This is a genomic window from Enterobacter sp. SGAir0187, assembly GCF_002952735.2.
GTDB classification, from domain to species: domain Bacteria; phylum Pseudomonadota; class Gammaproteobacteria; order Enterobacterales; family Enterobacteriaceae; genus Enterobacter; species Enterobacter quasiroggenkampii.
Genome location: NZ_CP025034.2, coordinates 847,119 through 872,751, shown reverse-complemented (window position 1 = coordinate 872,751; position 25,633 = coordinate 847,119). Strand labels below are relative to the sequence as shown.

The following is a 25,633-nucleotide window of genomic DNA, read 5'->3' as shown; positions in this document are numbered from 1 at the left end:
ATAATAAATCTTGTATGCAATATTTTATTTTTATGTATACGATTCGAAAACAGAAAGTAAAATTCGGAGTGGTGAATGAACAACCTAAACGCCCTGCAGACCGCGCCAGACCTGCATGACAAAGACGAATCCATCTTCCAGGCGCTGATGACCGCGATTGTCGAACACCAGCTGCTGCCGGGGAGCAAATTGCCGGAAGAGGCGCTGGCCGAGGTCTTTGGCGTGAGCCGCACGGGCATCCGCAAGGTGCTTCAACGACTCGCCGCTGTGCAAATGGTCACCCTGACGCCCAAGCGTGGTGCACACGTCGCCAGCCCGACGGTGGAAGAGGCGCGGCACATCTTCCGCACCCGCGCCCTGCTGGAGGTCGCTAACCTGCCGGACGTGCTGGCGCACTGCCAGCCGCCGCACCTTGCCGCGCTGGAGGCCATTATTCGTCAGGAGCAGCAGGCGCACGAGGCCTATGACGGCCCGGCGGCGATCCGCCACTCCGCCAATTTCCACATTCAGCTGCAGGCCATCTCCGGCAACCAGGTGCTCACGGAAATGGTGACCAGCCTGAGCCAGCGTTCTTCGCTGGTGATTGCCACCTGGGGCGCGCCGTGGCGTCAGGGTTGTCGCTGCAACGATCACGAGCAGCTGGTGGATCTGCTGCGCCAGAAGGCGCTCCAGCCGCTAAGCGATGCATTAATGCACCATTTTGAACATATCGTCGCCAGCCTCTGCTTCGAGCGGGCGGGCGAGTGCCTGCCTGATTTTGCCCGGCTGTTTGCCGGCTACAAGGAGTCGTAATGTCTGTCTGTATACAAGTGATCAACCCCAACACCAGCCTCGCCATGACGGAAACCATCGGCGCGGCGGCCCGCGCGGTGGCGGCGCCGGGGACGGAGATCCTCGCGGTCTGCCCGAGCGCGGGCGTGCCGTCTATAGAAGGCCACTTTGATGAGGCCATCGCCGCCGTCGGTGTCCTGGAACAGATCAAAAAAGGCAGGGAGCAGGGCGTGGACGGTCACGTGATCGCCTGTTTTGGCGATCCGGGCCTGCTGGCGGCGCGCGAGCTGGCGCAGGGGCCGGTTATCGGCATCGCCGAAGCCGCCATGCATATGGCGACGCTGGTCGCGACGCGCTTTTCGGTGGTCACCACGCTGCCGCGCACGCTGATCATTGCCCGTCATCTGCTGCACCAGTATGGCTTTCAGGACCATTGTGCGGCGCTGCACGCCATCAACCTTCCGGTACTGGCGCTGGAAGACGGCAGCGGTCTGGCGCAGGAAAAAGTGCGCGCGCGCTGTATACAGGCGCTGAAAGAGGATGGCTGCGGCGCCATCGTGCTGGGCTGCGGCGGCATGGCGACGCTGGCGCAGGAGCTGACCCGCGAGCTGCGCGTGCCGGTGATCGACGGCGTCAGCGCGGCGGTGAAGATGGTGGAATCGCTGGTGGCGCTGGGGCTGTCGACCAGCAAGCACGGGGATCTGGCGTTCCCGGAGAACAAAGCGTTAAGCGGGCATTTTCAGGCATTGAATCCATTTTAATTTTTGGGGGGTGGCAATGGGGCTTTTTGAACAGGATTATCCGCGGGATCTGCGCGGCTACGCGGGCAACCCGCCGCACGCGCGGTGGCCGAATCAGGCGCGCATCGCGGTGCAGTTTGTGCTCAATTATGAAGAAGGGGCGGAAAACCACGTTCTGCACGGCGATGCCGGATCCGAGCAGTTCCTGTCGGACATCATCGGCGCGGCCAGCTACCCGGACAAACACATGTCGATGGACTCCCTCTACGAATACGGCAGTCGCGCCGGGTTCTGGCGGATCCACAGTGAATTTCAGAAACGCGGCCTGCCGCTGACGGTCTTCGGCGTGGCGATGGCGCTGGCGCGTCACCCGGAGATCGTCGAGGCAATCAAAGCCGCGAATTACGACGTGGTCAGCCACGGCTGGCGCTGGATCCACTACCAGAATATGGACATCAGCCAGGAGCGCGAACACCTGCACAAGGCGGTGCAGGTGCTGACCGACCTGTTCGGCAAGCCGCCGACGGGCTGGTACACCGGGCGCGACAGCCCCAACACCCGCCAGCTGGTGGTGGAGCACGGCGGTTTCGACTACGACAGCGACTACTACGGCGACGATTTGCCCTTCTGGACGGAAGTGGCCTGCAGAGACGGCACCCGCAAACCGCACCTGGTTGTGCCCTATACGCTGGATGCGAACGACATGCGCTTCGCGACCGCGCAGGGGTTTAACACCGCCGAGCAGTTTTATACCTATCTGAAGGACAGTTTTGACGTGCTGTACGAAGAGGGGGAAAGTGCGCCGAAGATGATGTCCATCGGCATGCACTGCCGCCTGCTGGGGCGACCGGGGCGTTTTCGCGCGTTGCAGCGGTTCCTGGATTATGTGCAGCAGCACGAGCGGGTGTGGGTCTGTACCCGCCAGCAGATTGCCGACCACTGGCGGGAGGTGCATCCGTTTCAGAAGTAAGCGTGCCGTGTTTAGCCGGGTGGCGGCTGCGCCTTACCCGGCCTACAGGACCTCGTATTACTGGTGGCATTACACCATCAAACTCACCTGCGCCGCCACGACGCGCCATCCACAGGCAAACCGCACCCACGTCTGCTGCTGACGGCCAATACGTTCTGTGCTCTCCCGGGTAAACTCGGTGCTGCACACGGCATAATCCGCCCCGAAGGTAGTGATGACGGTGTGGCGCAGCGTCCGCTGCAGCCCGGCGGCGGGGCGCGCCGCACGAAAGGCGCGGATTTCATCAATTCCGTACAGGTTTTCACCCGCCCCCAGACGCACCGTATTTTTGTCGTGCCAGAACAGCTCGTCCAGCACCGCAACGTTGTTGCTGACCAGCGCGTCCTCATAGCGGTAAAACGCGGCCGTCACCTCGGCAACCACCCACGGCAGGTTAATGTCATCGTGATTTATCATGCTGCCACCTCCGCCGGACGGGCATCGGCGATCCCACTCTCTTCCAGTACGCGCGCAACGCGCAGGCAGGCCTGCTCGTTAAACGGCGCGGCAATCAGCTGCAGGCCGATGGGCGCGCCCTGCGCGGTGCGCAGCGGAACGGTGGTCACGGGCAGGCCCAGGAACGAAATCGGCTGGGTTAGCATCCCCATGCTGGCGCGAATGGGTAGCGGCTGGCCGTTGATCTCCATGGTTTGCTCGCCCGCCAGCGTGGCGCTGCGCGGGGTGGCCGGGGCGATCAGCACGTCGGCCTGCGCGAATAAGGTTTTGAATGCCTGCCGGGCGTGAGTGCGAAACCGCTGGGCCTGAATGTACCAGGCGGAGGGGATCATCGCTCCGGCCAGCAGGCGTTCGCGGGAGTGCGGTTCAAAACGCGCTGGCTCCTGGCGAAGCGCGGGCAGGTACTGATTTCCCCCTTCGGCGGCGCTGATGATAAACGCCGCAGAACGCGCCAGCTCGGCGTCCGGGAACTGTAGCTCATCCTGCACGTCGAGCGCCTTCGCCACCCGCGCCACGGCCTCTCTGGCGTCCGCGTCGCACCAGGTGGTGAAGTAGCCGCCGAGCACCGCGCAGCGCAGGCCGTCAAGCCCGCGATCGAGCAGGGGGCGCGTCTGTTCCCGGGAGCTTTCGGCCTGAAAACCGTCGCTGGTGTCCCGTCCCTGCAGGGCGTCATACACGGACGCCAGGTCACACACGCGGCGGGCGAAGGGGCCGATATGATCCAGACTCGGGACAAACGGATGGCTTCCTGCGCGCGACAGGCGGCCAAAGGTGGGCTTCAGGCCGTAGATGCCGCACAGGGAGGCCGGAACGCGAATCGACCCGTTGGTGTCGGTGCCGAGTGAAAAGTGCACCAGCCCGGCAGCCACCGCGGCCGCTGACCCGCCGGACGACCCGCCCGCAATGCGTGCCAGGTCGTGCGGGTTACGCGTCGTGCCGTAGTGGCTGTTCTCGGTGGTAAAGCCGTAGGCGTAGGCGTCCATATTGACCATCCCGGTCAGCAGCCCGCCCGCGCTGCGCAGCTGGCGTACCGCAAAGCCGTCAGCCGCGGCGGCAGGGCGCTGGCTGAACAGCTCGGCCCCGGCGAGGGTGGTGTGACCGGCAACGTCGAACAGGTTTTTCACCGCATAAGGCACGCCCGCCAGCGGCGGCAGGGGACGCTTTTCCCGCCGCAGGGTATCAATATTATCGGCTTCGGCGAGCATGCGTGCTTCCGTCACGGTGGTCCAGGCGTTGATCTGCGGATTTACGCGCGCAATCGCCTCCAGCGTCTGTCGGGCAATCTCGTGGGCGCTCAGCTCCCCCGCGCTCAGCGCCTGCTGGATCGCGCTGATACTCATCTCGTGTAGCGTCATGCTTTATACACTCCTGCAATCTCCAGACGGTCGTCGAGCGGCAGCGCCATCAGCGGGGCGGCCATGCTGGCAATGCGGCTGAACTGCAGCTGCAGCTCGGCGCGGCGGGCGTCATCCAGCGTCACGCCGAGTACAGTTTCCATTTGCGCCAGGTACGCCTGCCAGTTGGGTTGATGTGTCGTCATTGTTTTCTCCTCAGAATCCGGCGGCTGTGCCGTTGCTGCGCGGGTCAAATGCCCCTTCGAACAGCCCGTTGGGGTGGCGGACAATCGCGCCCGCGTGGCCCATAGCTTCACTAAATTCAGGGAAAAGCTCCACCTCGTGACCGAGTGCCTGCAGGCGCGCGACCGTCTCGGGTGAAAAACGCCCTTCAAGCTTTAAGGTGTCCGAGGTTTGTCCCCAGGTGCGCCCCAGCAGCCAGCGCGGGCGGGTGATGCTCTCCTGCAGGGGGACGCCCTGGATAACGTAGCGGGTAAAGAGCGCAGCCTGGGTTTGCGGCTGTCCGTCGCCGCCCATCGATCCGTACACCATCACGCGACCGTCTTTCAGACGTGCCGCCGCCGGGTTCAGGGTGTGGAACGGCTGTTTGCCCGGCGCGAGGGCCAGAAGATGGGCGGGATCGAGACTGAACGATGCGCCGCGATTCTGCCAGACGATGCCGGTATCGGGCAGCACCACGCCGCTGCCGAACTCGTGATAAAGGCTCTGGATAAACGACACGGCAAGCCCGCTGCTGTCCATCACCCCCATCCACACCGTATCGCCGGGACCTTTTCCGGTTCCCCACGGCGCGGCGCGACTGTCGTCAACCCTGTCGGCAAGCGCCTGCAGGGCGGCAGGATCCAACAGTTGCTGAACATCGATTTTCAGCGCGCGCGGATCGGTGATGTGGGCATCCCGCAGGCCAAAGGCCAGCTTGGTCGCTTCCACGATACGGTGAAGGGTGTCGGCGTCGTCGGCCTCCGCCATGTTCAGGCGGTCGGTAATGCCGAGTATCGCCAGCGAGACCAGCCCCTGCGTCGGCGGGGCATGGTTAAAGATCTCTCCCTGCTGATGCTTGAGCTTCAGCGGCACGGTGCGTCGGGCGGCGTGCGCGTTGAGATCGGCCCGCGTCACGGGCAGGCCCAGCGTCTCCATGCCCTGCGCCAGGACTTCCGCCAGCGGACCGCGATAAAAGCTGTCCAGACCGTCCTCCACCAGGCGCGTCAGGGTCGTGGCCATGGCGGGCTGGTAAAAGCGGCTCCCGACCTGCGGCGGCTTGCCGTCCACCAGCCAGGTTTCTGCGAAGCCGGGAACGTCCTTCAGCTCGTCGAATTTACTGGCCGTGGCGTGGGCCTGAGAGGCCGTGACCGGCGTGCCGTTTTGCGCATAGTCAATAGCATCGGCCAGCAGGCGGGCCAGCGGCAGCGCCTTGCCGGTCATCTCACGCGAGACCGTTAGCGCCTCGTCCCAGCCGCTGACGGTTCCGGCGACGGTCAGTGCCGCACGAGGGCCGCGATGGGGGATCTGCGTGAGCCCGTCGTAGGCGGCCAGCGTCGCGCGCGATCCCGCCGCGCCGCTGGCATCGATGGCGATGGGATCGCCTTCCGGGGGCACGATAAGCCAGAAGCCATCGCCGCCCAGCCCGTTCATATGCGGATAGACCACGGCGATGGTGGCCGCCGCGGCGACCATCGCCTCTATCGCGCTGCCGCCTTCTCGCAGCACCGCCAGCGCGCTCTCGCTGGCGAGGTGGTGGGGCGCAACCGCCATACCGTGTGTGGAGACATTACTTTGCATGAAGAGTCCTCGTAACCCTGAAAGTCACAAGGTGCTGCAAAAGCTGTTCCAGTTCTGAATAAAAAGTTTCATGCCAGTTGCCGCAGAAGCTGGCATGCTTAATGAATAATGAGCATGAGATGAAACAAACGTTACAGAGGCGTTATGGAACAGCTTGATGAACGACTGAAAGCACAATACGCGTCATTGTCGCCGCAGGAGCAGCGGGTGGCGGATTTTATTTTCGATCATTTTGACGACCTCATTAGCTACAACAGCGCCGAGCTGGCGCAGCTGAGCGGGGTGTCGAAAGCCACGGTGAGCCGTCTGTTTAAGCGTCTGGGCTATGAGAAATATAAGGACATGCGCGAAGAGTTGCGCACCCTGCGCCAGAGCGGGATGCCGCTCACCGACAATCGCGATGCGGTGCAGGGCAATACGCTGCTGGCGCGCCACTATAAGCAGGAGATGGCAAACCTGACCCAGTGGGTCAATGCCCTCGACGCGCAGCAGTTTGCCGACGCCATGGCCTGCATGGTCAGGGCGCGCCGCATCGTCATTATCGGCATGCGTAACGCCTATCCGGCGGCGCTGCACCTGCGCCAGCAACTGCTGCAGGCGCGCGGTCAGGTGCTGGTGCTGCCGCAGCCGGGGCAGAGCCTGAGCGAGGAGCTGGTGGACTTAACGCCGGACGATCTGGTGGTGATGATGGCCTTTCGCCGTCGCCCGCGCATCATTCGCCCACTGATGCAGCAGCTTCAGAACAGCGGTATTCCTGTGCTGTTGATGTGCGAGCCGCAGGCCCATAGCCTGTTCCCGCTGGCGAGCTGGCAGCTCTGCACCCCGCTGGACAGTGTCTCCGCCTATGACAGCTATTCGTCGGTCAACAGCCTGATCAACCTGCTGGCGAATGCCTTCCTGCATGACATTCTCGATAAAGGCCGCCCGCGCATTCACGAAATAGCCTCCCTCTACCAGCAGCTGGACGAGCTGGAACAGCGATAATGGGGCATCAGGCTGGTGCTTTGCATCAAAACAGTGCAATCAGACGGGGCGTAAAAGAGCGCCCCCTTTTCGCCATTCCCCGCTTTATCAGGCTTTATGGCAATATCCCCCGTTTCGCCTGATCTGGCACATTAGTTGCAAAATCACATTCAAAGAATCTTTTGTTTCATGTTAACGTTACGGGGAAGCACCATGAAAAAATTGTTGATTGCACTGGCCGGGGCAGCATGCCTCTTCACACAGCTGCCGGCAAAGGCTGACCAGCTTCAGGATATTGAGAAACGCGGGACAATTCGCATCGCCGTTCCGCAGGATTTCCCGCCGTTTGGCTCGGTGGGAACCGATCTGCAGCCGCAGGGCTATGACATCGACATGGCGCGCTATCTCGCTAAACAGATGAAGCTCAAGCTGCAGCTGGTGCCGGTGACCAGCGCCAACCGCGTGCCGTACCTGCAAACCGATAAGGTGGATCTGGTCATTTCCAGCCTCGGTAAAAACCCGGAGCGCGAGAAGGTTATCGACTTCAGCCGCGCCTACGCGCCGTTCTTCCTCGGTGTGTTTGGCCCGAAAGGGGCTGAACTGAAGGATGCCGCCGCGCTGAGCGGAAAAACCATCGGCGTGACGCGCGGGGCGGTGGAGGACATGGTGCTGACCGGCCTGGCGCCGAAAGACGCGGACGTGAAGCGCTACGAAGACAACAACACCACGCTTTCCGCTTATCTGTCCGGCCAGGTGCAGTACGTGGCGACCGGCAATCTCGTGGTGGCGGCCATTTCGCGACAGAACGCGGCGAAAGCCCCGGTGCCGAGCTTTATGCTGAAAGACTCGCCGTGCTTCATTGGCCTGAAGAAAAACGAACCGGCCCTGAAGGCAAAAGTGGACGCGCTGATCGAGCAGGGCATTAAGGACGGCACGCTGAACGGTCTGTCTGAGCAATGGCTGAAAGCCCCGCTGCCGGCAAACCTTGGCGCCTGAGCCGATGACTGAGCAACTTGATTTTTCCGCCCTCTGGCCGCACTGGCCGGAGCTGCTGGCCGGGCTGTGGGTCACTATTCAGCTGACGGTGATGGCCACCGTCGGCGGGCTGGCAACAGGGATTGTCGGGGCGGCGATCCGCAGCGGACGCACCACCTGGTTCAGCCGGATCTGGGGCGCGTACGTGGAGATCATCCGCAACACGCCGTTTGTGGTGCAGCTGTTTTTCATCGTCTTCGGCCTGCCGAATCTGGGGCTGAAGATGACGGCGGGGGAAGCGGCGCTGCTGGCCATGGTGGTCAACCTGGGCGCCTACAGCACCGAGATTATTCGCGCCGGCATTCAGGTCACGCCGAAAGGGCAGTGGGAGGCCGGTCGCGTACTGGGGCTGACCCGCCTGCAGACCTTTATCCGCGTGGTGCTGCCGCCTGCGCTGCAGCGCATTTACCCGGCGCTGGTGAGCCAGTGCATCATCGTGATGCTCGGCTCGTCGGTGGTGTCGCAGGTCTCCTATGAAGAGCTGACCTTCGCCGCCAACCTGATCCAGTCCAGAACGTTTTTAAGCTTTGAGGTCTATCTGGTGACCACCGGGATTTACTTAGCGCTGTCGATTACCCTGCGCCAGCTGATGATGGCGGCAGGACGGAAATGGCTGGGGGTGCAGGCATGATGACCACCTTTACCGACTGGGACATTATTCGCAACCTGCTGCTGGCCGGACGCTGGACGGTGCTGCTGTCGCTGGTGGCGTTTGTCGGCGGGGCGGTGGTGACCCTGCCTCTGCTGCTGCTGCGCCTGACGGGCGGGCGCACGGTGACGCGCATTATCCGCGGCTATATTGAGCTGTTTCAGGGCACACCGCTGCTGATGCAGCTGTTCCTGGCCTTCTTTGGCGTGGCGCTGTTCGGCATCGACGTTTCGCCGTGGACCGCCGCCTCGCTGGCGCTGACGTTCTACACCAGCGCGTTTCTGCTCGATATCTGGTTTGGCAGCATTCGCGCCCTGCCGAAAGGGCAGTGGGAAGCGTCGCGCTGCCTGGGGCTGACCTTCGGCCAGACCCTGTTCCGCGTGGTCGCCCCGCAGGCGCTGCGCATCGGCATTGCGCCGACGGTCGGCTTTGCCGTGCAGGTGATCAAAGGCACCGCGCTGGCGTCGATTATCGGTTTTGTCGAGTTGACCAAGGCCGGGACCATGCTGACCAACGTGACCTATCAGCCGTTTAAGGTCTTTGCGCTGGTGGCGCTCGGCTACTTTATTCTGTGTTATCCGCTGTCGCGCTACAGCCGCTATCTGGAGACGAAATTCAATGCCTCTCATCACCATTAATCAGGTGCAGAAGTACTACGGCGATAACCACGTGCTCAAGGGCGTCGATCTGGATATCGACATGGGCCAGGTGATCTCCATCATCGGGCGCAGCGGATCGGGCAAAAGCACGCTGCTGCGCTGCATTAACGGCCTGGAAGGCTATCAGGACGGCAGCATCAAGCTGGGCGGCATGACCATTACCGACCGGGATTCCCAGGCGCGTGAAATCAGCCGCTCGGTGGGGATGGTGTTCCAGAGCTTCAACCTGTTCCCGCACATGACGGCGCTGGAAAACGTGATGCTCGCCCCGCGTCGGGTGCTGAAGAAAAGCGCCGCCGAATGCCGGGCGCTGGCGCAGCAGATGCTGGAGAAGGTTGGCCTTGGCGATCGTCTGGATTACTACCCGTCGAGCCTCTCCGGCGGCCAGCAGCAGCGCGTGGCGATTGCCCGCGCGCTGGCGATGTCGCCGAAAGTATTGCTCTGCGACGAGATCACCTCCGCGCTTGACCCGGAGCTGGTGGGCGAAGTGCTCAAAGTGCTGGAGCAGCTGGCGGCCGAGGGGATGACGCTCATACTGGTTACCCATGAAATGAATTTTGCCCGCGAAGTGGGCGACCGCGTGGTGTTTATGCACCAGGGGAAAGTCTGGGAGCAGGGCGACAGCAAAACGCTGTTCGCCAACCCGCAGACCACGGAACTGAAGCAGTTCATCTCCTCCGTGCGCGGCCTCAACTGATAAGGACTGAACAATGGATATCGCACACTTTCCGCAAATCAACCCGCCACAGCGCCTGCTAATGGGCCCGGGCCCGATCAACGCTGACCCACGCGTACTGCGCGCCATGTCGAGCCAGCTGATCGGCCAGTACGATCCGGCCATGACCCACTACATGAACGAGGTGATGGCGCTCTACCGCGGGGTGTTCCGCACCGAAAACCGCTGGACGATGCTGGTGGACGGCACCTCCCGCGCGGGGATTGAAGCCATTCTGGTTTCCGCCATCCGACCGGGCGATAAGGTGCTGGTGCCGGTCTTTGGCCGCTTTGGTCACCTGCTGTGCGAAATTGCCCGCCGCTGCCGTGCAGAGGTGCATACCATCGAGGTGCCGTGGGGCGAGGTGTTTACCCCGGACCAGGTCGAGGATGCGATAAAACGTATTCGTCCGCGCCTGCTGCTGACCGTGCAGGGCGACACCTCCACCACCATGCTGCAGCCACTCGCGGAGCTGGGCGCGATCTGCCGCCGCTACGACGTGCTGTTTTACACCGACGCCACCGCGTCGCTCGGCGGTAACGCGCTGGAGACCGACGCCTGGGGGGTGGATGCCGTCTCGGCCGGGATGCAGAAATGCCTCGGCGGCCCGTCGGGCACGTCGCCGATCACCCTGAGCGCGCGGATGGAAGAGGCGATCCGCCGCCGCAAGTGCGTGGAGGAGGGCATTCGCACCGACGCCCACCGCGACGGCGACGAGGAGATGATCTACTCCAACTACTTCGATCTCGGCATGGTGATGGATTACTGGGGGCCGGAGCGGCTGAACCACCACACCGAAGCCACCACCGCGCTGTTTGGCGCCCGCGAATGCGCGCGGCTGATCCTGCAGGAAGGGCTGGATAACGGCATCGCGCGTCATAAGCTGCACGGCGATGCGCTGCTTAAGGGGATTCAGGCGATGGGGCTGGAGACCTTCGGCGACCTGAAGCACAAGATGAACAACGTGCTGGGCGTGGTCATTCCGCAGGGCATTAATGGTGACCAGGTGCGTAAGCTGATGCTGGAAGATTTCGGGATTGAAATCGGCACCTCGTTTGGCCCGCTGCACGGCAAAGTGTGGCGCATTGGCACCATGGGTTATAACGCGCGCAAGGACTGCGTGATGACCACCCTGAGCGCGCTGGAGTCGGTGCTGAATTACCTCAAATTTACCACCACGCAAGGGGCCGCCATGCAGGCCGCGTGGGACCACTATCGCCGCGAGACGCCGCAATGAGCCCGGCGGCAGAACGGGTGATGGCGCGCGCCGACGCGCTGGCCGCCATCAGCGAAACCCCGGATGCGCTGACAAGGGTCTATCTCTCCACGCAGCATCTGCAGGCCAACCAGCTGGTCGGGGAGTGGATGCGCCAGGCGGGCATGACCGTCTGGCAGGACAGCGTGGGCAATATCTGTGGACGCTACGAAGGCGCGCAGGAGGGAGCCCAGGCGGTGCTGCTTGGCTCGCATCTGGACACCGTACGCAACGCCGGGCGCTACGACGGCATGCTCGGGGTACTTACCGCCATCGAAGTGGTGGATAGCCTGCACCAGCAGGGTGTGCATCTGGCACAGGCCATAGAGATTGTCGGCTTTGGTGACGAAGAGGGAACCCGTTTTGGGATCACCCTGCTAGGCAGCCGGGGGCTGACGGGCACCTGGCCGCAGGGCTGGCTGGAGACGTGCGATGCTCAGGGCATCAGCGTGGCGCAGGCGATGGTGCAGGCGGGGCTCGATCCTGCCAGCGTGGCGCTCGCGGCACGTCATCAGGACGATTTCAGCGCCTGTCTGGAGCTGCACATTGAACAGGGACCGTGTCTGGAGCAGGAAGGGCTGGCGCTGGGCGTGGTGGAAGCCATCAACGGTGCGCGCCGCCTCAACTGCCGCTTCACCGGAGAGGCCGGACACGCGGGTACCGTGCCGATGCATCACCGTAAGGATGCCCTGGCCGCCGCCGCCGAATGGATGGTGCTGATTGAAAACACCACCCGACAGCAGGGCGGTAACCGGGTGGCGACGGTCGGTGAATTGCGCTGCCTGCCCGGCGCGGTCAACGTGATCCCCGGTGAGGTTACGCTCTCGCTGGATATTCGCGGCCCGCAGGATGCCCCGCTTGACGCGCTGCTCGCGGAGCTGCTGGCGCAGGCGGAAACCATTGCCGCTCGTCGCGGGCTGAGCTTCAGCGCCGAGGAGTTTTACCGTATCGCCGCCACGCCGTGCGATGCGCGTTTGCAGGATCTGCTGGGACAGGCCGTTGAATCGGTGCAGGGGCGCTCGTTATCCCTGCCCAGCGGCGCCGGGCATGACACCATCGCGCTGGCAGAACGCTGGCCGGTCGGCATGCTGTTTGTGCGCTGCAAAGGGGGCGTCAGCCATCATCCAGCAGAATCGGTGATGGCTGAGGATGTTGCCCTGGCGATTGAGGCGTTTGGGCAGGCGGTGAGAAGGCTGGCTAATGGTGGCGCGCGTTAAGCCACCGAACGTACTGCATCTTCGATATCCGCGCTCACCCGCACGTCCTGTTCGTCAAAAATCATGCAGTGACGGTCGTCAAACGCCACGTCTATCTTCTGCCAGGGCGCGAACTTCACGTCGCCCGGCAGTAAGATCTTCACGTTGTCATGGCCGTAGCATTGTCCAAACAGGTACGTATTGTTTCCCAGACGCTCCACGACTTCACAGTTGAATTCCAGCGGCGTGCCGCGCTTGACGTCGGTGGACAAATGTTCCGGACGAATACCCAGCGTCACCTGGCTTCCCGGCTGCAGCGGCGTGGTGGTCATCGCGAGCGTGAGCGACTTCTGCTGCGACAATCTGACGGTGAGCTTGTCCGGTTGCCAGGCTTCGACGGTCGCCGGCAGAAAGTTCATTTTCGGCGAGCCGATAAACCCGGCGACAAACTTATTTGCCGGTTTGTAATAGAGGTCCATCGGCGCGCCCATCTGCTCAACCTTGCCATAGTTCATGACCACAATTTTGTCGGCCAGCGTCATCGCTTCGATCTGGTCATGCGTGACATAAACCATGGTGGTTTTAAGCTCCTGATGCAGGCGGGCGAGGTGCAGGCGCATCTCGACGCGCAGTTCAGCGTCCAGGTTAGAGAGGGGTTCATCGAACATAAAGACGCGCGGATTACGCACGATGGCGCGCCCAATGGCCACGCGCTGGCGCTGGCCGCCGGAGAGTTGTTTCGGCTTACGGTCCAGCAGGTGTGAGAGCTGCAGCGTTTTTGCCACCATCTCCACCTGATGGCGGATCTGCTCTTTCGGCACTTTGTTCACTTTCAGACCGTAGCCCATGTTTTCGGCGACCGTCATGTGTGGATAGAGCGCGTAGGATTGAAAAACCATCGCCACGCCCCGGTGTGAAGGGGCGACGTCATTCATCACCTCATTCCCGATTAAGACTTCACCTTCGCTAATCTCCTCCAGCCCGGCAATCATGCGCAGCATAGTGGATTTGCCACAGCCGGAAGGCCCGACGAATACGGCAAACTCACCGTCCTCAATATCAAGATTAACGTTGTGGAGCGTGACGGTGTCGCCAAAGCGCTTGGTGACATTCCTCAATTGTATGTTCGACATCAGTGTTCCCCGAGTAAATCGTCAGTTATGTTTTACGTATAACAATCTGGTTCAACACAGCTGGACGGTGCAATTTGTCTGGATTGACTATAACTTCCAGTATTCACGCGCCCTATACAGATATTCCATTAATGTTATGACGATCACACAACTTACAGTTTTTTGTAGAGTTATCATGATGTGAAGGGTAGCGTATACCAAACCAAAGGCATTTGATGTCATACGTGCAGCATTTGTTTTAATGCTTAATAGTATGCGGCAGATGCGGCATTAAATGCGATAACAACCATAAAATTGTTATACCTTCACATGAGGTTGAACATGAAAAAGAACATTCTCGCTGCGCTTATCCTCTCTACGCTCGCGGTGCAGGTTCACGCCACCGCGCAGCTTAACGTCTGGGAAGACATCAAGAAGTCATCCGGCATTAAAGATGCGGTCGCCGATTTTGAAAAACAGTACGACGTGAAGGTTAACGTCCAGGAAACCCCTTACGCTCAGCAGCTGGAAAAGCTGCGTCTGGACGGTCCGGCAGGGATTGGCCCGGATGTGCTGGTCATCCCTAACGATCAGCTAGGCGGCGCCGTTGTGCAAGGGTTATTAACTCCCCTGAATCTGGAGGCCAGGCAGACCGAACAGTACACCCCGGCCTCGATTAACGCCTTCAAAATGGATAACGCCCTCTACGGCGTGCCGAAAGCGGTTGAGACGCTGGTGCTGATCTACAACAAAGACCTCATCGCTAAACCCCTTAACTCGCTGCAGGACTGGTATGACTTTTCTAAACAGCAGCGCGCAAAAAACCAGTACGGCCTGCTCGCCAAGTTCGATCAGATTTATTACAGCTGGGGCGCTATCTCCCCGATGGGCGGCTACATCTTTGGGCAAAACGACAAGGGCGGTTATAACGCCTGCGACGTCGGCCTGAACAAACCGGGCGCAGTAGAGGCCGTGACGTACCTGAAAAAATTCTACGCTGACGGGATCTTCCCGGCCGGGATAGTCGGCGACAACGGCCTGAACGCCATTGACTCCCTGTTTACCGAGAAAAAAGCGGCAGCCGTGATCAACGGCCCGTGGGCGTTCCAGCCGTATGAAGCGGCAGGGATTAACTACGGCGTTGCGCCGCTGCCCACGCTGCCGGACGGCAAGCCCATGAGCTCCTTCCTTGGCGTGAAAGGCTACGTGGTCTCCACGTGGAGTAAAGACAAAGCGCTGGCGCAGAAATTCATCGAATTTATTAACCAGCCGCAGTACGTCAAAACCCGCTACGTCGCCACGCGCGAGATCCCGCCGCTGACGGCGATGATCGACGATCCGATTATCAAGAACGATGAAAAAGCGAGCGCCGTTGCGGTACAGGCCGCGCGCGCCTCCGCCATGCCGGGCATTCCGGAGATGGGCGAAGTGTGGGGGCCAGCCAACGCCGCGCTGGAGCTGAGCCTGACCGGCAAACAGGATCCGAAAGCCGCGCTGGATAGCGCAGAGAAGCAGGTCCAGATGCAAATCGAAGCCATGCAGGCCAGCAACCAGTAATTTTCTGACGTCACCGAACGGGAGGCTGCTCTCCCGTTTATTGAAAGGAGTTGTCTGTGAGTATCATCCCGGAACATATTGCCAAACCGCGCGTGGCCGGGCGTCATGCCTGGACTGGGCTGCTGCTGGCGGTCATCCCTGGCTTCGGTCAGTTCTACCATCGCCAGTGGCTGAAGGGGATCATCTTCCTGGTGCTGCTGGCCAGTTTTATCGGCGTATTCGCTGATTTTTTGCGCGAAGGGCTGTGGGGGCTGGTGACGCTTGGCGAGGAGGTGCCGCGTGACAATTCCATCTTCCTGCTGGCTGAGGGGATCATCAGCGTGTTGATTGGCGCGTTTGGCGTGGCGGTGTATGCCCTGTCGATGCGGGATGCGTGGGCAAATGGCCGTCGACGTGACGAAGGCTTACGGCTTAGTAGCGTGCGCAAGCAGTATCAGATGCTGCTCAGCGACGGTTTCCCGTATCTGATGATCACGCCGGGTTTTATCCTGCTGGTGTTTGTCGTGGTATTCCCCATTCTGTTCGGCTTTGCCATCGCCTTTACCAACTACAACCTGTACCACACGCCGCCGGCTAAGCTGGTGGACTGGGTTGGCTTTAAGAACTTTATCAATATTTTCACGCTCTCCATCTGGCGCTCGACCTTCTTCGACGTGCTCCAGTGGACGGTGGTCTGGACCCTGCTCGCCACCACGCTGCAATGCTCGGTAGGCGTGCTGCTGGCCATCCTGGTTAACCAGAAAGATCTGCGCTTTAAGCCGCTGATCCGCACCATCTTTATCCTGCCGTGGGCGGTGCCGGGCTTTGTCACCATTCTGGTGTTTGCCGGGATGTTCAACGACTCCTTCGGGGTGATTAACAACGCGATTCTGGCCTTCTTCGGCATTGCGCCAAAAGCCTGGATGACCGACCCGTTCTGGACCAAAACGGCGCTGATTATGATGCAGACCTGGCTCGGCTTCCCGTTTGTGTTCGCCATGACCACCGGCGTGTTGCAGGCGATCCCTGACGATCTGTATGAAGCGGCCACCATGGATGGTGCCAGCAGCGCGACCAAGCTGCGCACCATCACGCTGCCGCTGGTGCTGTACTCGATTGCGCCGATTCTGATCACCCAGTACACCTTCAACTTCAATAACTTCAACATTATTTATCTGTTTAACAACGGCGGTCCGGCGGTGGTCGGGTCAAATGCGGGCGGGACCGACATTCTGGTGTCGTGGATCTACAAGCTGACGATGTCCTCTTCGCAGTACGCGATTGCGGCGACCATTACCATCCTGCTGTCGATTTTCGTCGTCGGCCTGGCGCTGTGGCAGTTCCGCGCCACCAAATCTTTCAAAAATGACGACATGGCGTAAGGGACGTAACAATGGCTCAATCACCAAGTATTAAACGTGAGAAGTGGGTACGCCTCTCGCTCTCCTGGCTGGTTATCGTGCTGGTGTCGACAATCATCATTTACCCGCTGGTGTGGACGGTCGGGGCGTCATTCAACGCCGGTAACAGCCTGCTCAGCTCGTCGATTATTCCGGAGAACTTTTCGGTCCAGCACTATGCCGACCTGTTCAACGGCCAGGTGAACTACATGACCTGGTACTGGAACTCGATGAAAATCAGCTTCCTGACCATGGTGCTGACCCTCATCAGCGTGAGCTTTACGGCCTATGCCTTTTCGCGCTTCCGCTTTAAGGGGCGTCAGAACGGGCTGATGCTGTTCCTGCTGCTGCAGATGATTCCCCAGTTCTCGGCGCTGATTGCCATCTTCGTGCTGTCGCAGCTGCTGGGCCTCATCAATAGCCATCTCGCGCTGGTGCTGATCTATGTGGGCGGCATGATCCCGATGAACACCTATCTGATGAAAGGCTATCTCGATGCCATCCCGAAAGATCTGGACGAATCCGCGCGCATGGACGGAGCCAGCAATTTTCGGATTTTCATCGAAATCATCATGCCGCTTTCGAAGCCGATTGTGGCGGTGGTGGCGCTCTTTTCCTTCACCGGGCCGCTGGGCGATTTCATTCTCTCCAGCACCATCTTGCGCACCCCGGACAAATTCACGTTACCCATTGGGCTTTATAACCTGGTGGCGCAAAAAATGGGTGCCAGCTACACCACCTACGCGGCAGGCGCGGTGTTGATTGCCGTACCGGTGGCGATCCTCTACCTGGCGTTACAAAAATACTTCGTCTCCGGCCTGACCTCCGGGAGTACCAAAGGATAATCATGAAAAGACTCAAACCCGCTTTGCTCGCCGTTTGCCTCTCATGTGGCCTTGCCGCAGGCGCTTTTGCTGCTGACGCGGTGAAAACGCGTCCTTTTAACGCTATGCCGGCGGATTTCATCAAGGGGGCGGATATTTCGACCCTGCTGGAAGCCGAACAGCACGGTGCCAAATTTTATAATCAGAACGGTCAGCAGCAGGATGCGATAGCGATCCTCAAAGCGAACGGCGTGAACTATGTGCGCCTGCGCCTGTGGGTTGACCCGCAGGATTCGGATGGCAATACCTACGGCGGCGGCAGTAACAACCTGGAAAACACGGTTGCGCTGGCGAAGCGCGTGAAAGCGCAGGGCCTGAAGCTGCTGCTCGACTTCCACTACAGCGATTTCTGGACCGATCCGGGCAAACAGTACAAACCAAAAGCCTGGGAAAAGATGGACTACCCGCAGCTCAAAACGGCGATCCACGACTACACCCGCGACACGATTGCCCGCTTTAAGAAAGAGGGCGTCCTGCCGGACATGGTGCAGATCGGTAACGAAATCAACGGCGGCATGCTGTGGCCGGAAGGGAAAAGCTGGGGGCAGGGCGGTGGCGAATTTGACCGCCTGGCCGGTTTGCTCACTGCCGCCATTGGCGGGCTAAAGGAGAACCTGACCGACGGTGAACAGGTGAAGATCATGCTGCATCTGGCGGAAGGGACCAAAAATGATACCTTCCGCTGGTGGTTTGATGAAATCACCAGGCGCAACGTGCCGTTCGATATTATCGGCCTGTCGATGTACACCTACTGGAACGGCCCAATCAGCGCGCTGAAGGCCAATATGGACGACATCAGCAAACGCTATAACAAAGACGTTATTGTGGTAGAAGCGGCCTACGGCTATACGCTGGAAAACTGCGATAACGCCGAGAACAGCTTCCAGGCGAAAGAAGAAAAAGACGGCGGCTATCCGGGCACCGTTCAGGGTCAGTACGATTATATTCACGATTTAATGCAGTCCGTTATTGATGTTCCGGACCATCGCGGCAAGGGGATCTTTTACTGGGAGCCTACCTGGATCGCCGTGCCGGGTACCACATGGGCGACCAAAACCGGCATGAAATATATCCATGACGACTGGAAAGAGGGAAATGCCCGCGAAAACCAGGCGTTATTTGATTGTCAGGGAAAAGTGCTGCCGTCAGTAACGGTATTTAAGTAATTTATTTTCATTCAGGACCTTTTTAATATGAATAAATTTGCGCCTTTAAGCTCGAAGGTCGCGGCGTTATTGCATGGCGCCGACTATAACCCGGAACAATGGGAGAATTACCCCGGTATTATTGAAAAAGACATCGCTATGATGCAGCAGGCGAAATGCAATGTGATGTCGGTGGGAATATTTAGCTGGGCGAAGCTCGAGCCGCGCGAGGGGGAATATGATTTTGCGTGGCTGGATAATATTATTGAAAAACTCTATGCGGCCGGTATTCATATTTTCCTGGCGACGCCTAGCGGCGCGCGCCCGGCCTGGATGTCGCAAAAATACCCTGAGGTGCTGCGCGTAGGACGCAACCGCGTGCCCGCGTTGCACGGAGGTCGTCATAACCACTGCATGTCATCCCCGGTATACCGTGCTAAAACGCTAAAAATAAACGGCCTGCTGGCTGAGCGATATTCACACCATCCGGCGGTGCTGGGCTGGCATATCTCAAATGAGTACGGCGGAGAATGCCACTGTGACCTGTGCCAGTCACGCTTTCGCGACTGGCTGAAGGCGCGCTACAAAACCCTCGACGCGCTGAACCATGCATGGTGGAGCACCTTCTGGAGCCATACCTACACCGACTGGTCGCAGATTGCGTCTCCTGCGCCGCAGGGGGAAGTGTCGATTCATGGCCTGAACCTCGACTGGCGGCGTTTCAACACCGCGCAGGTGACGGATTTCTGCCGCCATGAAGTGGCCCCGCTGAAAGCCGCGAATGCGGAACTGCCGGTGACCACCAACTTTATGGAGTATTTCTACGATTACGACTACTGGCGGCTTGCTGACGCGATCGACTTCATCTCCTGGGACAGTTACCCGATGTGGCACAAGGAGAAAGACGAAACGGCGCTAGCCTGCTACACCGCCATGTATCACGACATGATGCGCAGCCTTAAGGGCGGCAAACCCTTTGTGCTGATGGAGTCCACGCCGAGCACGACTAACTGGCAGCCGACCAGCAAGCTGAAAAAGCCTGGGATGCACATTCTCTCGTCTATTCAGGCGGCAGCGCACGGGGCGGATTCAGTGCAGTACTTCCAGTGGCGTAAAAGCCGCGGGTCGGTGGAGAAATTCCACGGCGCGGTGATCGATCACGTGGGCCACCTTGATACCCGCGTCGGGCGGGAAGTGACGCGCCTTGGTGAAATGCTTGAACGTTTGTCGGGTGTCGCGGGCTGTCGTACAGAAGCCCGGGTGGCGATTATCTTCGACCAGCAAAACCGCTGGGCGCTGGACGATGCCGAAGGGCCGCGCAACAAGGGGATGGAGTACGAGAAAACCGTTAACGAGCACTATCGTCCGTTCTGGGAGCAGGGCATCGCGGTGGATATTATTGACGCCGATTGCGATCTCAGCCCGTACGCGCTGGTCATTGCGCCAATGCTCTACATGGTGCGCGAAGGCTTTGCCGAACAAGCGGAGGCCTTTGTCGCTGCGGGCGGGCATCTGGTGACAACCTACTGGAGCGGGGTGGTGAATGAAACGGATCTTTGCCATCTGGGAGGATTCCCGGGACCGTTGCGCAAGCTGGTGGGGGTCTGGGCTGAGGAGATAGACTGCCTGGATGACGGCGAACGTAACCTGGTTCAGGGGCTGGCGGGTAATGCGTCAGGGCTACAGGGGCCGTATCAGGTCCGACATCTGTGCGAGCTGATCCACGCTGAGTCTGCGCAGGTGCTGGCGACCTACCGGGATGATTTCTACGCCGGTCGCCCTGCGGTGACGGTCAACCGCTTCGGCAAAGGCAAGGCGTGGCACGTGGCCTCGCGCAACGACCTGCCGTTCCAGCGCGATTTCTTCGCCGGGATTATCGACGAGCTGGCGCTGCCGCGCGCGGTCGAGGGGGATTTCCCACCGGGCGTGGTCGCGACGGCGCGTACGGACGGCGAAACCACCTGGGTGTTTGTGCAGAACTACACGGCACAGCAGCAGTGCATCACGCTGCCGCAAGGGTATACCGACTGCATGACAGACGCCGCCGCAGCGGGCGATACCGTGCTGCTGGCGTGGGACTGTCGGGTGCTCAGGCGTAAAGCGTAGTTGATTTTCTCCCTCTCCCTGTGGGGTGAGGAATCCCCAGTAATTTTATACCTGAAGCGATGCATGTGACTTCAGGAAAATGAATGGCTTACAGCGATGCCCTGGTCCGGCTGTAAATCGCTGAGGCGTTTGCCTTCCGGCCGGGGCGAGGCGCATGGATGCGCCGAGAGGGCGGGCTTTACAGGGACGTTACCTCCGCCCGTCCCCGAAAAGCCGGAAGGAATAAGCCGAAGGCACCGCGAAGCGGCGATTTACCGCCGGGAGCCCGGGTCGCCAGGGCGGTGGCGATTGAGCCGCCCTGGCACGTTCACCGGCCATGTCCTTACAGAGTAGCAAGGAACATAAAGTGAACGGAATGACCACCAGAGCCGTATGTTCCCCCTCACCCCAGCCCTCTCCCTCAAGGGAGAGGGGGTCGTCCGTGCTGGTATTATTTTGTGGGGATTCCTCAGCCCTGTGGGAGAGGGTTGGGGTGAGGGCATCAGACCGCACCGTCCCGGCAACAAGGCACAAAACGCCTGCTCCCCGAGCAGGCATTTTTTTATCTGCATAACAGAGAGGCGTATTATGGACAGTCAAATTACCCAGCGTTTAATTCCGGCATTTGGCGGCGACGATAATATCGAGCACGTCGAAGCCTGTATTACCCGCCTGCGCGTGACGGTTAAAGACTTAAATAAGGTTGATTCACAGGCGTTACAGAATGAAGGGGCGTTGGGTGTAATTATTATCGGTCAGCAGGTGCACGCCATATTTGGCAGGCAGTCTGATACATTACGCCAGTTATTAGATAAACATTTTAATCATTAAATATAAAAAAGGGATAGCCAAAATAATGGCTATCCCCGAGCAGAGATATAGGCTGCAAATAGCTGGAGATACAATAACGATTAACGCATTTTAAAAATGAAGACTTACCACCAGGCTTCGACCTGTACGCCAAAGTTCCAGGTATTATTCGCCGTGCCGTCCTCGAACGATTTTCCTTTTTCAGAATCATTCAGGTAGGAGGCAAACACACGCAGTTCCGGACGTGACATAAAATCAGGGCCGTCTGCCAGACCCAGCGCGAGGGTATACTTCTCGCCACTCTGCTTGTAGTTCGAGCCGTCGGTGTAGGTATCTTTCTGATAGAAACCACCCACTTCGCCAATCAGACGGACATACTCGGTGAACTGATACTGCGCGCGACCGACCAGGGAAACCAGGCGCGATTTATCGGTAAATTGCGTGGTGTCGTCCGCCGACCCCCAGGTCAACACGTGGTTCAAGGAGAGCTTGTCGGTAATGGGAATTAGGCCGGTGTTGATCACGCGGTAGCCGCTTGCATCGTTCACATAGTTCCACATGTCGTACCAGCCGCCACCCTGGGACACCATGTTCTGCGCCAGCCCTTTGTTGGCGTACTGCAACACCAGCTTGTTGTAACCCCCCAGCATGTCCTGGCTGATTTCGCCGGTCACCATCACGCCGTTATCGGCCTCGTAGAGCCCGCCGTACTCTTTCTGCTTGTTGGTTGGGTTGGGCATAGCGTAGTCGATACCGACTTCGGTCCAGGCACCTGCCCATGGTTTCCAGCCCGCATAGCGCAGATCGATGTAGTTGATGTTCACGTCGTTGTCACCGTTAACACGATAGTCTACGTCGTTGGCATCACCGCGGATCCACGCCACGGAGACTGCGCCTGGGCCGAGCGTATAGTTCTCAATACCCGCGCCGGAACCCGAGATATTCCAGTATTTAGTATCAATGATGTGCAGATCATGGCGCTGGTAATAGCGTTTACCGCCCCAAATCACCGCGTTAGGATCGCCCGGGATCAGGCCTTTGATTTGCAGGTTCAACTGACGGAGACCGAACTGGGCATCATCACCGAAGGTAGTCTCGTTATCGTTAGAGCCGTCAGACACCATGCTCACCATACTGTCGAGGTAGAAGCTGACGTCGTTCTTTTTGTAAACCTCAGAGCCCAGCTCCAGCTCACCGTAGGTATCGGCTTCGTTACCCAGACGGCCAATTTTATTTTTTTGCCACTCCTCCATCCCACCATCCCGTGAGACGCCCACGCCGGAGCGAAGATATCCATGAAAATCAATCGGTACTGAAGACGCTGCAAACAGCGAAGGAGACGCTAGCGCCGCAGCCAGCGCAACAGATACAGAGCGGATCGTCGTGTTCATTGTTACCCTCTTATTGTTTTGTAATACGTTCACAAATCCGCTGTCATAAAATGCCTAAACCTTCTGACTGGCAATTGCGCGATCATAAATGTGTGATTAAGTGCAAATAAAATAGACAATTTTGTATCAGGCAATGAGATTTTACAGGCGTTGCGGTATTGTGAGCGTCATACTTTTTTGAGGTGTTATGCCAGCAGTGAGAGGGCGATTAGCGTTTTTATTCAGCGCCCCTGTTACAATCAGCGTATAACAGCATAAGGAACCGGACCATGAAGTCGAAAAGCGCAACATTAGAGGACGTGGCACGCCATGCGGGCGTCTCTTATCAGACCGTGTCCAGGGTACTGAATAAATCTGCCAATGTATCCGACGCCACGCGTAGCAAGGTGGAGAAATCCATAGAGTTATTACGGTATGTGCCCAACCGCCTGGCTCAGCAGCTGGTCGGCAAACAGACTCAGACCATCGGGCTGGTGACAATTTCGCTCGCGTTGCATGCCCCTTCTCAGGTGGCGGCGGCGGTAAAACGCTATGCGAACGTGGAGGGTTATCAGGTCCTGATTTCAATGATCGATGAGAACGTCAACCACAGCATTCAGGACTCTATCAACGAACTGAAGTCTCAGTTGGTGAGCAAGGTGATCATCAACGTGCCGCTGGAGGCCGAAGAGGCGCAGAAAATCGCCACAGACAACGACGATATCGTCTGTTTGTTCCTGGATGTGGACCCGTACAGTTCCGTGTTTAACGTTTCATTTAACCCAGCTGACGGTACCCGTGCGAGCGTTAAATACCTCTACGAACTGGGCCATCGCGACATCGCCCTGCTGGCGGGGCCAGAGTCCTCTGTCTCGGCGCAGTTAAGGCTGAAAAGCTGGATCGAAACCCTGAAGGGTTATGGCCTGGAGCCTGCCTCGGTGATACGCGGCAACTGGGATGCACAGAGCGGGTATGCCGGCGCGCTGCAGATGCTGCGCGAAACGCCGCACTTTTCCGCCGTGCTAGTGGGCAACGACCAGATGGCACTCGGCGTCCTGAGCGCGTTCCATCAGCAGCAAATTTCAATTCCGGGCGAGAAGTCGGTGATTGGCTATGATGACACCTACGAAAGCTCGTTTTTCTACCCGGCGCTAACGACGGTCTCACTGGATTTAGACCTGCAGGGTAAAGAGGCGGTGCGCCGTCTTCTCGACAGTGGCGAAGATAATGCGCTGCGCATGTCCTCGATTTTGCCTGCTCGTCTGGTGGTGCGGCAGTCTACAGGGCCAAAAGGGGCAAAGGGGAAAAATCTCCAGGCGCTGGCCCAGCAGTTGCGCGAGATTGCGCATCAGCTTGGTGACGCGTAGCGGCGTGAGCACCGCATTCGCGTGAAAGCGGTGCTCGCAAGATTACTCCAGCCCCAGCGTGTACTGGGCGATCTTAAAGTAGATAATCAGCCCGGTGCCGTCGATCAGCGTCGCGATAAACGGCGCGGAGACGACTGCCGGGTCAATGCCGCAGCGCTTGAGCACCATCGGAATGACGGACGAGACAATCGCACTCCACAGCGTAATGCACACCAGCGTCAGGCTGACGATAAGCGTGATTTCCAGCCCAATCCCCATCATCCACGCGCGAACGCATCCGGCCAGACCCAGCGTGGCGGCAATCATCAGCGAGGTGGTCATCTCTTTACGCAGCACGCGGCCAACGTCGCGCAAACGCACTTCCCCCAGCGCCATGGCGCGCACCAGGGTGGAGGTGATCTGCGTCCCGCTGTTGCCGCCCGTGCCGATCAGCAGCGGAATGAAGAACGCCAGCGCGATGGCGGACTCCAGCGCCTCTTCAAAATGCTGGATCACCGAGCTGGTGTAGGCCTCCGCGACAAACAGCAGCAGCAGCCAGACGGAGCGTTTTTTCCACAGGCTATACGGGCTGGTCTCCAGATAAGGCTTCTCCAGTGGCAGCGTCGCCCCCTGAAGCTGAGCATCTTCGGTGACGTCATCTTCCAGCAGATGAGCGATTTCGCGCTCGGTCAGGCAGCCGACGAGCTTGCCGTGGGTGACCACGGGCACCACATCCGCGCCGCCGTGCGCCAGCAGTCCGGCAACATCGGCACGTTCATCCTCCGGTTTGACCTGCAAAAACTGCGAAATCATCAGGCTTTTAATTGGCTGTACGGTATCTGTGGTCTGTAGCAGTTTGCGCACGGCAACCATCCCCGCAAGGCGGCCATTGTCTTCAATAAAAATATGCGACGGAATATCATCGTCTTTTAATTTTTCGAAGAATTGCTCGCGCGCCAGCGCCACGCATAATGCCATATCGAGAACGATAAAATCGGTATTCATATATTGCGCGACCGCGCTGTCATTGAATGCCAGGTTTTGGTTGTGAATAGCGTAAGACATAGTGAATTCCCTTTGAATAATAACATCTCTCAGGGGCGAGCAAGACAGGGCATGTCGAAGAGGAGATCCCCACGTCCTGGGTTCAGCACTGTACACCGTATCCCGCGAGGGAAGTTATACTGACAAAGCCTTGATTCGACAGTGCCTGTTTTACCCTGTGTCGATTCTCTCGAACCTACCAGAGCGATAACGTGTATTTGTACAGGAGCCTCGCCATAACGAGATCGTTGTAAAACGAGAGGGATAATACGCTTATTTAACGTTGCCGCTCAGGAATTTAAAAAATGTTTAAGAACGG

The 25,633-nt window shown here is 59.1% G+C and carries 23 protein-coding genes, 1 pseudogene and 1 riboswitch; of the genes and pseudogenes, 17 read left to right on the top strand and 7 right to left on the bottom strand.

The annotated features are described in order from the left end of the window. Positions 1 to 75: 75 nt before the first annotated feature. The 3 genes and pseudogenes from CWR52_RS04290 (at position 76) to puuE (ending at position 2,481) form a co-directional block, all read left to right on the top strand. On the top strand, positions 76 to 792 hold the full coding sequence (locus tag CWR52_RS04290; RefSeq protein WP_104948932.1) for a GntR family transcriptional regulator: 717 nt from the start codon (positions 76 to 78) through the stop codon (positions 790 to 792). Beyond that, a pseudogene (gene hpxA / locus CWR52_RS04285) lies at positions 792 to 1,664 on the top strand (allantoin racemase). The gene CWR52_RS04290 and the pseudogene hpxA overlap by 1 nt, the downstream one beginning before the upstream one ends. After that, the gene (gene puuE / locus CWR52_RS04280; protein ID WP_252152193.1) at positions 1,582 to 2,481 is read left to right on the top strand and encodes an allantoinase PuuE; all 900 of its coding nucleotides are present in this window, start codon (positions 1,582 to 1,584) and stop codon (positions 2,479 to 2,481) included. Before hpxA ends, puuE begins: the two are co-directional and overlap by 83 nt. A gap of 69 nt (positions 2,482 to 2,550) precedes the next feature. Here the strand turns inward: puuE and hpxZ are convergent, their stop codons facing one another. The 4 genes from hpxZ to hpxW are packed head-to-tail and all read right to left on the bottom strand — an operon-like array spanning position 2,551 to position 6,110. Further along, positions 2,551 to 2,937, bottom strand: a complete 387-nt coding sequence (gene hpxZ, locus CWR52_RS04275) for an oxalurate catabolism protein HpxZ (protein ID WP_104948929.1) — start codon at positions 2,935 to 2,937, stop codon at positions 2,551 to 2,553. Further along, on the bottom strand, positions 2,934 to 4,331 hold the full coding sequence (locus tag CWR52_RS04270) for an AtzE family amidohydrolase (RefSeq protein ID WP_104948928.1): 1,398 nt from the start codon (positions 4,329 to 4,331) through the stop codon (positions 2,934 to 2,936). The genes hpxZ and CWR52_RS04270 overlap by 4 nt, the downstream gene beginning before the upstream one ends. Continuing rightward, a complete protein-coding gene (gene hpxX, locus CWR52_RS04265; protein ID WP_104948927.1) occupies positions 4,328 to 4,516 on the bottom strand; it encodes an oxalurate catabolism protein HpxX in 189 nt (62 codons plus the stop codon). Before hpxX ends, CWR52_RS04270 begins: the two co-directional genes overlap by 4 nt. Positions 4,517 to 4,526: 10 nt before the next feature. Further along, complete coding sequence (hpxW, locus tag CWR52_RS04260; protein WP_104948926.1) at positions 4,527 to 6,110, bottom strand: oxamate amidohydrolase; 1,584 nt, start codon at positions 6,108 to 6,110, stop codon at positions 4,527 to 4,529. 144 nt (positions 6,111 to 6,254) lie between these two features. Here hpxW and hpxU point away from each other — a divergent pair, with 144 nt between their 5' ends. From hpxU to hpxK, 7 genes are all read left to right on the top strand, one after another. Further along, complete coding sequence (gene hpxU, locus CWR52_RS04255; RefSeq protein ID WP_104948925.1) at positions 6,255 to 7,094, top strand: MurR/RpiR family transcriptional regulator HpxU; 840 nt, start codon at positions 6,255 to 6,257, stop codon at positions 7,092 to 7,094. 192 nt (positions 7,095 to 7,286) lie between these two features. Then, complete coding sequence (locus CWR52_RS04250) at positions 7,287 to 8,069, top strand: transporter substrate-binding domain-containing protein (RefSeq protein WP_008499846.1); 783 nt, start codon at positions 7,287 to 7,289, stop codon at positions 8,067 to 8,069. 4 nt (positions 8,070 to 8,073) lie between these two features. Next, on the top strand, positions 8,074 to 8,739 hold the full coding sequence (locus CWR52_RS04245) for an amino acid ABC transporter permease (protein ID WP_104950888.1): 666 nt from the start codon (positions 8,074 to 8,076) through the stop codon (positions 8,737 to 8,739). Beyond that, positions 8,739 to 9,395, top strand: coding sequence for an amino acid ABC transporter permease (locus tag CWR52_RS04240; protein ID WP_167467793.1), 657 nt, complete (start codon positions 8,739 to 8,741; stop codon positions 9,393 to 9,395). The genes CWR52_RS04245 and CWR52_RS04240 overlap by 1 nt, the downstream gene beginning before the upstream one ends. After that, positions 9,376 to 10,113, top strand: a complete 738-nt coding sequence (locus tag CWR52_RS04235) for an amino acid ABC transporter ATP-binding protein (RefSeq protein WP_023327069.1) — start codon at positions 9,376 to 9,378, stop codon at positions 10,111 to 10,113. The genes CWR52_RS04240 and CWR52_RS04235 overlap by 20 nt, the downstream gene beginning before the upstream one ends. A 13-nt stretch (positions 10,114 to 10,126) precedes the next feature. Further along, on the top strand, positions 10,127 to 11,368 hold the full coding sequence (locus CWR52_RS04230) for a pyridoxal-phosphate-dependent aminotransferase family protein (RefSeq protein WP_104948923.1): 1,242 nt from the start codon (positions 10,127 to 10,129) through the stop codon (positions 11,366 to 11,368). Next, positions 11,365 to 12,603, top strand: coding sequence for an allantoate amidohydrolase (gene hpxK / locus CWR52_RS04225; protein ID WP_104948922.1), 1,239 nt, complete (start codon positions 11,365 to 11,367; stop codon positions 12,601 to 12,603). The genes CWR52_RS04230 and hpxK overlap by 4 nt, the downstream gene beginning before the upstream one ends. Here hpxK and CWR52_RS04220 read toward each other — a convergent pair. Further along, positions 12,600 to 13,715, bottom strand: a complete 1,116-nt coding sequence (locus tag CWR52_RS04220; protein WP_104948921.1) for an ABC transporter ATP-binding protein — start codon at positions 13,713 to 13,715, stop codon at positions 12,600 to 12,602. The genes hpxK and CWR52_RS04220 overlap by 4 nt on opposite strands. Before the next feature lie 321 nt (positions 13,716 to 14,036). Between CWR52_RS04220 and CWR52_RS04215 the strand changes: the two genes are divergently transcribed. The 6 genes from CWR52_RS04215 (at position 14,037) to CWR52_RS04190 (ending at position 21,575) form a co-directional block, all read left to right on the top strand. Next, a complete protein-coding gene (locus CWR52_RS04215; RefSeq protein WP_104948920.1) occupies positions 14,037 to 15,251 on the top strand; it encodes an extracellular solute-binding protein in 1,215 nt (404 codons plus the stop codon). Between the two features lie 56 nt (positions 15,252 to 15,307). Then, entirely contained in the window at positions 15,308 to 16,612 is a 1,305-nt protein-coding gene (locus tag CWR52_RS04210; RefSeq protein ID WP_104948919.1) for a carbohydrate ABC transporter permease, read from the top strand. A gap of 11 nt (positions 16,613 to 16,623) precedes the next feature. After that, positions 16,624 to 17,475 carry a sugar ABC transporter permease gene (locus CWR52_RS04205; protein ID WP_032639498.1) on the top strand — a complete coding sequence of 284 codons (852 nt, stop codon included), beginning with the start codon at positions 16,624 to 16,626 and terminating at the stop codon, positions 17,473 to 17,475. 2 nt (positions 17,476 to 17,477) lie between these two features. Beyond that, positions 17,478 to 18,680, top strand: a complete 1,203-nt coding sequence (locus tag CWR52_RS04200; protein WP_104948918.1) for a glycoside hydrolase family 53 protein — start codon at positions 17,478 to 17,480, stop codon at positions 18,678 to 18,680. A gap of 27 nt (positions 18,681 to 18,707) precedes the next feature. After that, positions 18,708 to 20,765, top strand: coding sequence for a beta-galactosidase (locus CWR52_RS04195; RefSeq protein ID WP_104948917.1), 2,058 nt, complete (start codon positions 18,708 to 18,710; stop codon positions 20,763 to 20,765). A gap of 567 nt (positions 20,766 to 21,332) precedes the next feature. Further along, a complete protein-coding gene (locus CWR52_RS04190) occupies positions 21,333 to 21,575 on the top strand; it encodes a glucose PTS transporter subunit EIIB (protein ID WP_077064051.1) in 243 nt (80 codons plus the stop codon). 104 nt (positions 21,576 to 21,679) lie between these two features. On the opposite strand, the gene CWR52_RS04185 is transcribed toward CWR52_RS04190, so the two are convergent. Further along, a complete protein-coding gene (locus CWR52_RS04185) occupies positions 21,680 to 22,945 on the bottom strand; it encodes a maltoporin (protein ID WP_104948916.1) in 1,266 nt (421 codons plus the stop codon). Positions 22,946 to 23,214: 269 nt separating this feature from the next. Here CWR52_RS04185 and CWR52_RS04180 point away from each other — a divergent pair, with 269 nt between their 5' ends. Beyond that, the gene (locus CWR52_RS04180) at positions 23,215 to 24,291 is read left to right on the top strand and encodes a LacI family DNA-binding transcriptional regulator (protein ID WP_104948915.1); all 1,077 of its coding nucleotides are present in this window, start codon (positions 23,215 to 23,217) and stop codon (positions 24,289 to 24,291) included. Between the two features lie 42 nt (positions 24,292 to 24,333). On the opposite strand, the gene CWR52_RS04175 is transcribed toward CWR52_RS04180, so the two are convergent. After that, positions 24,334 to 25,335, bottom strand: coding sequence for a magnesium transporter (locus tag CWR52_RS04175; protein ID WP_104948914.1), 1,002 nt, complete (start codon positions 25,333 to 25,335; stop codon positions 24,334 to 24,336). Positions 25,336 to 25,395: 60 nt separating this feature from the next. After that, a riboswitch (M-box (ykoK) riboswitch) is annotated at positions 25,396 to 25,565 on the bottom strand. Positions 25,566 to 25,633: the final 68 nt, after the last annotated feature.

What these genes read in the sequence shown, in the direction of transcription:
- hpxW (WP_104948926.1), bottom strand. Translation starts at nt 6,110, where the DNA reads ATGCAAAGTAATGTCTCCACACACGGTATGGCGGTTGCGCCCCACCAC.
- hpxX (WP_104948927.1), bottom strand. Translation starts at nt 4,516, where the DNA reads ATGACGACACATCAACCCAACTGGCAGGCGTACCTGGCGCAAATGGAA.
- CWR52_RS04185 (WP_104948916.1), bottom strand. Translation starts at nt 22,945, where the DNA reads ATGAACACGACGATCCGCTCTGTATCTGTTGCGCTGGCTGCGGCGCTA.
- CWR52_RS04215 (WP_104948920.1), top strand. Translation starts at nt 14,037, where the DNA reads ATGAAAAAGAACATTCTCGCTGCGCTTATCCTCTCTACGCTCGCGGTG.
- CWR52_RS04290 (WP_104948932.1), top strand. Translation starts at nt 76, where the DNA reads ATGAACAACCTAAACGCCCTGCAGACCGCGCCAGACCTGCATGACAAA.
- hpxK (WP_104948922.1), top strand. Translation starts at nt 11,365, where the DNA reads ATGAGCCCGGCGGCAGAACGGGTGATGGCGCGCGCCGACGCGCTGGCC.
- CWR52_RS04250 (WP_008499846.1), top strand. Translation starts at nt 7,287, where the DNA reads ATGAAAAAATTGTTGATTGCACTGGCCGGGGCAGCATGCCTCTTCACA.
- CWR52_RS04195 (WP_104948917.1), top strand. Translation starts at nt 18,708, where the DNA reads ATGAATAAATTTGCGCCTTTAAGCTCGAAGGTCGCGGCGTTATTGCAT.
- CWR52_RS04200 (WP_104948918.1), top strand. Translation starts at nt 17,478, where the DNA reads ATGAAAAGACTCAAACCCGCTTTGCTCGCCGTTTGCCTCTCATGTGGC.
- hpxZ (WP_104948929.1), bottom strand. Translation starts at nt 2,937, where the DNA reads ATGATAAATCACGATGACATTAACCTGCCGTGGGTGGTTGCCGAGGTG.
- CWR52_RS04230 (WP_104948923.1), top strand. Translation starts at nt 10,127, where the DNA reads ATGGATATCGCACACTTTCCGCAAATCAACCCGCCACAGCGCCTGCTA.
- CWR52_RS04205 (WP_032639498.1), top strand. Translation starts at nt 16,624, where the DNA reads ATGGCTCAATCACCAAGTATTAAACGTGAGAAGTGGGTACGCCTCTCG.
- CWR52_RS04235 (WP_023327069.1), top strand. Translation starts at nt 9,376, where the DNA reads ATGCCTCTCATCACCATTAATCAGGTGCAGAAGTACTACGGCGATAAC.
- CWR52_RS04240 (WP_167467793.1), top strand. Translation starts at nt 8,739, where the DNA reads ATGACCACCTTTACCGACTGGGACATTATTCGCAACCTGCTGCTGGCC.
- CWR52_RS04180 (WP_104948915.1), top strand. Translation starts at nt 23,215, where the DNA reads ATGAAGTCGAAAAGCGCAACATTAGAGGACGTGGCACGCCATGCGGGC.
- CWR52_RS04220 (WP_104948921.1), bottom strand. Translation starts at nt 13,715, where the DNA reads ATGTCGAACATACAATTGAGGAATGTCACCAAGCGCTTTGGCGACACC.
- CWR52_RS04270 (WP_104948928.1), bottom strand. Translation starts at nt 4,331, where the DNA reads ATGACGCTACACGAGATGAGTATCAGCGCGATCCAGCAGGCGCTGAGC.
- CWR52_RS04175 (WP_104948914.1), bottom strand. Translation starts at nt 25,335, where the DNA reads ATGTCTTACGCTATTCACAACCAAAACCTGGCATTCAATGACAGCGCG.
- CWR52_RS04245 (WP_104950888.1), top strand. Translation starts at nt 8,074, where the DNA reads ATGACTGAGCAACTTGATTTTTCCGCCCTCTGGCCGCACTGGCCGGAG.
- hpxU (WP_104948925.1), top strand. Translation starts at nt 6,255, where the DNA reads ATGGAACAGCTTGATGAACGACTGAAAGCACAATACGCGTCATTGTCG.
- CWR52_RS04190 (WP_077064051.1), top strand. Translation starts at nt 21,333, where the DNA reads ATGGACAGTCAAATTACCCAGCGTTTAATTCCGGCATTTGGCGGCGAC.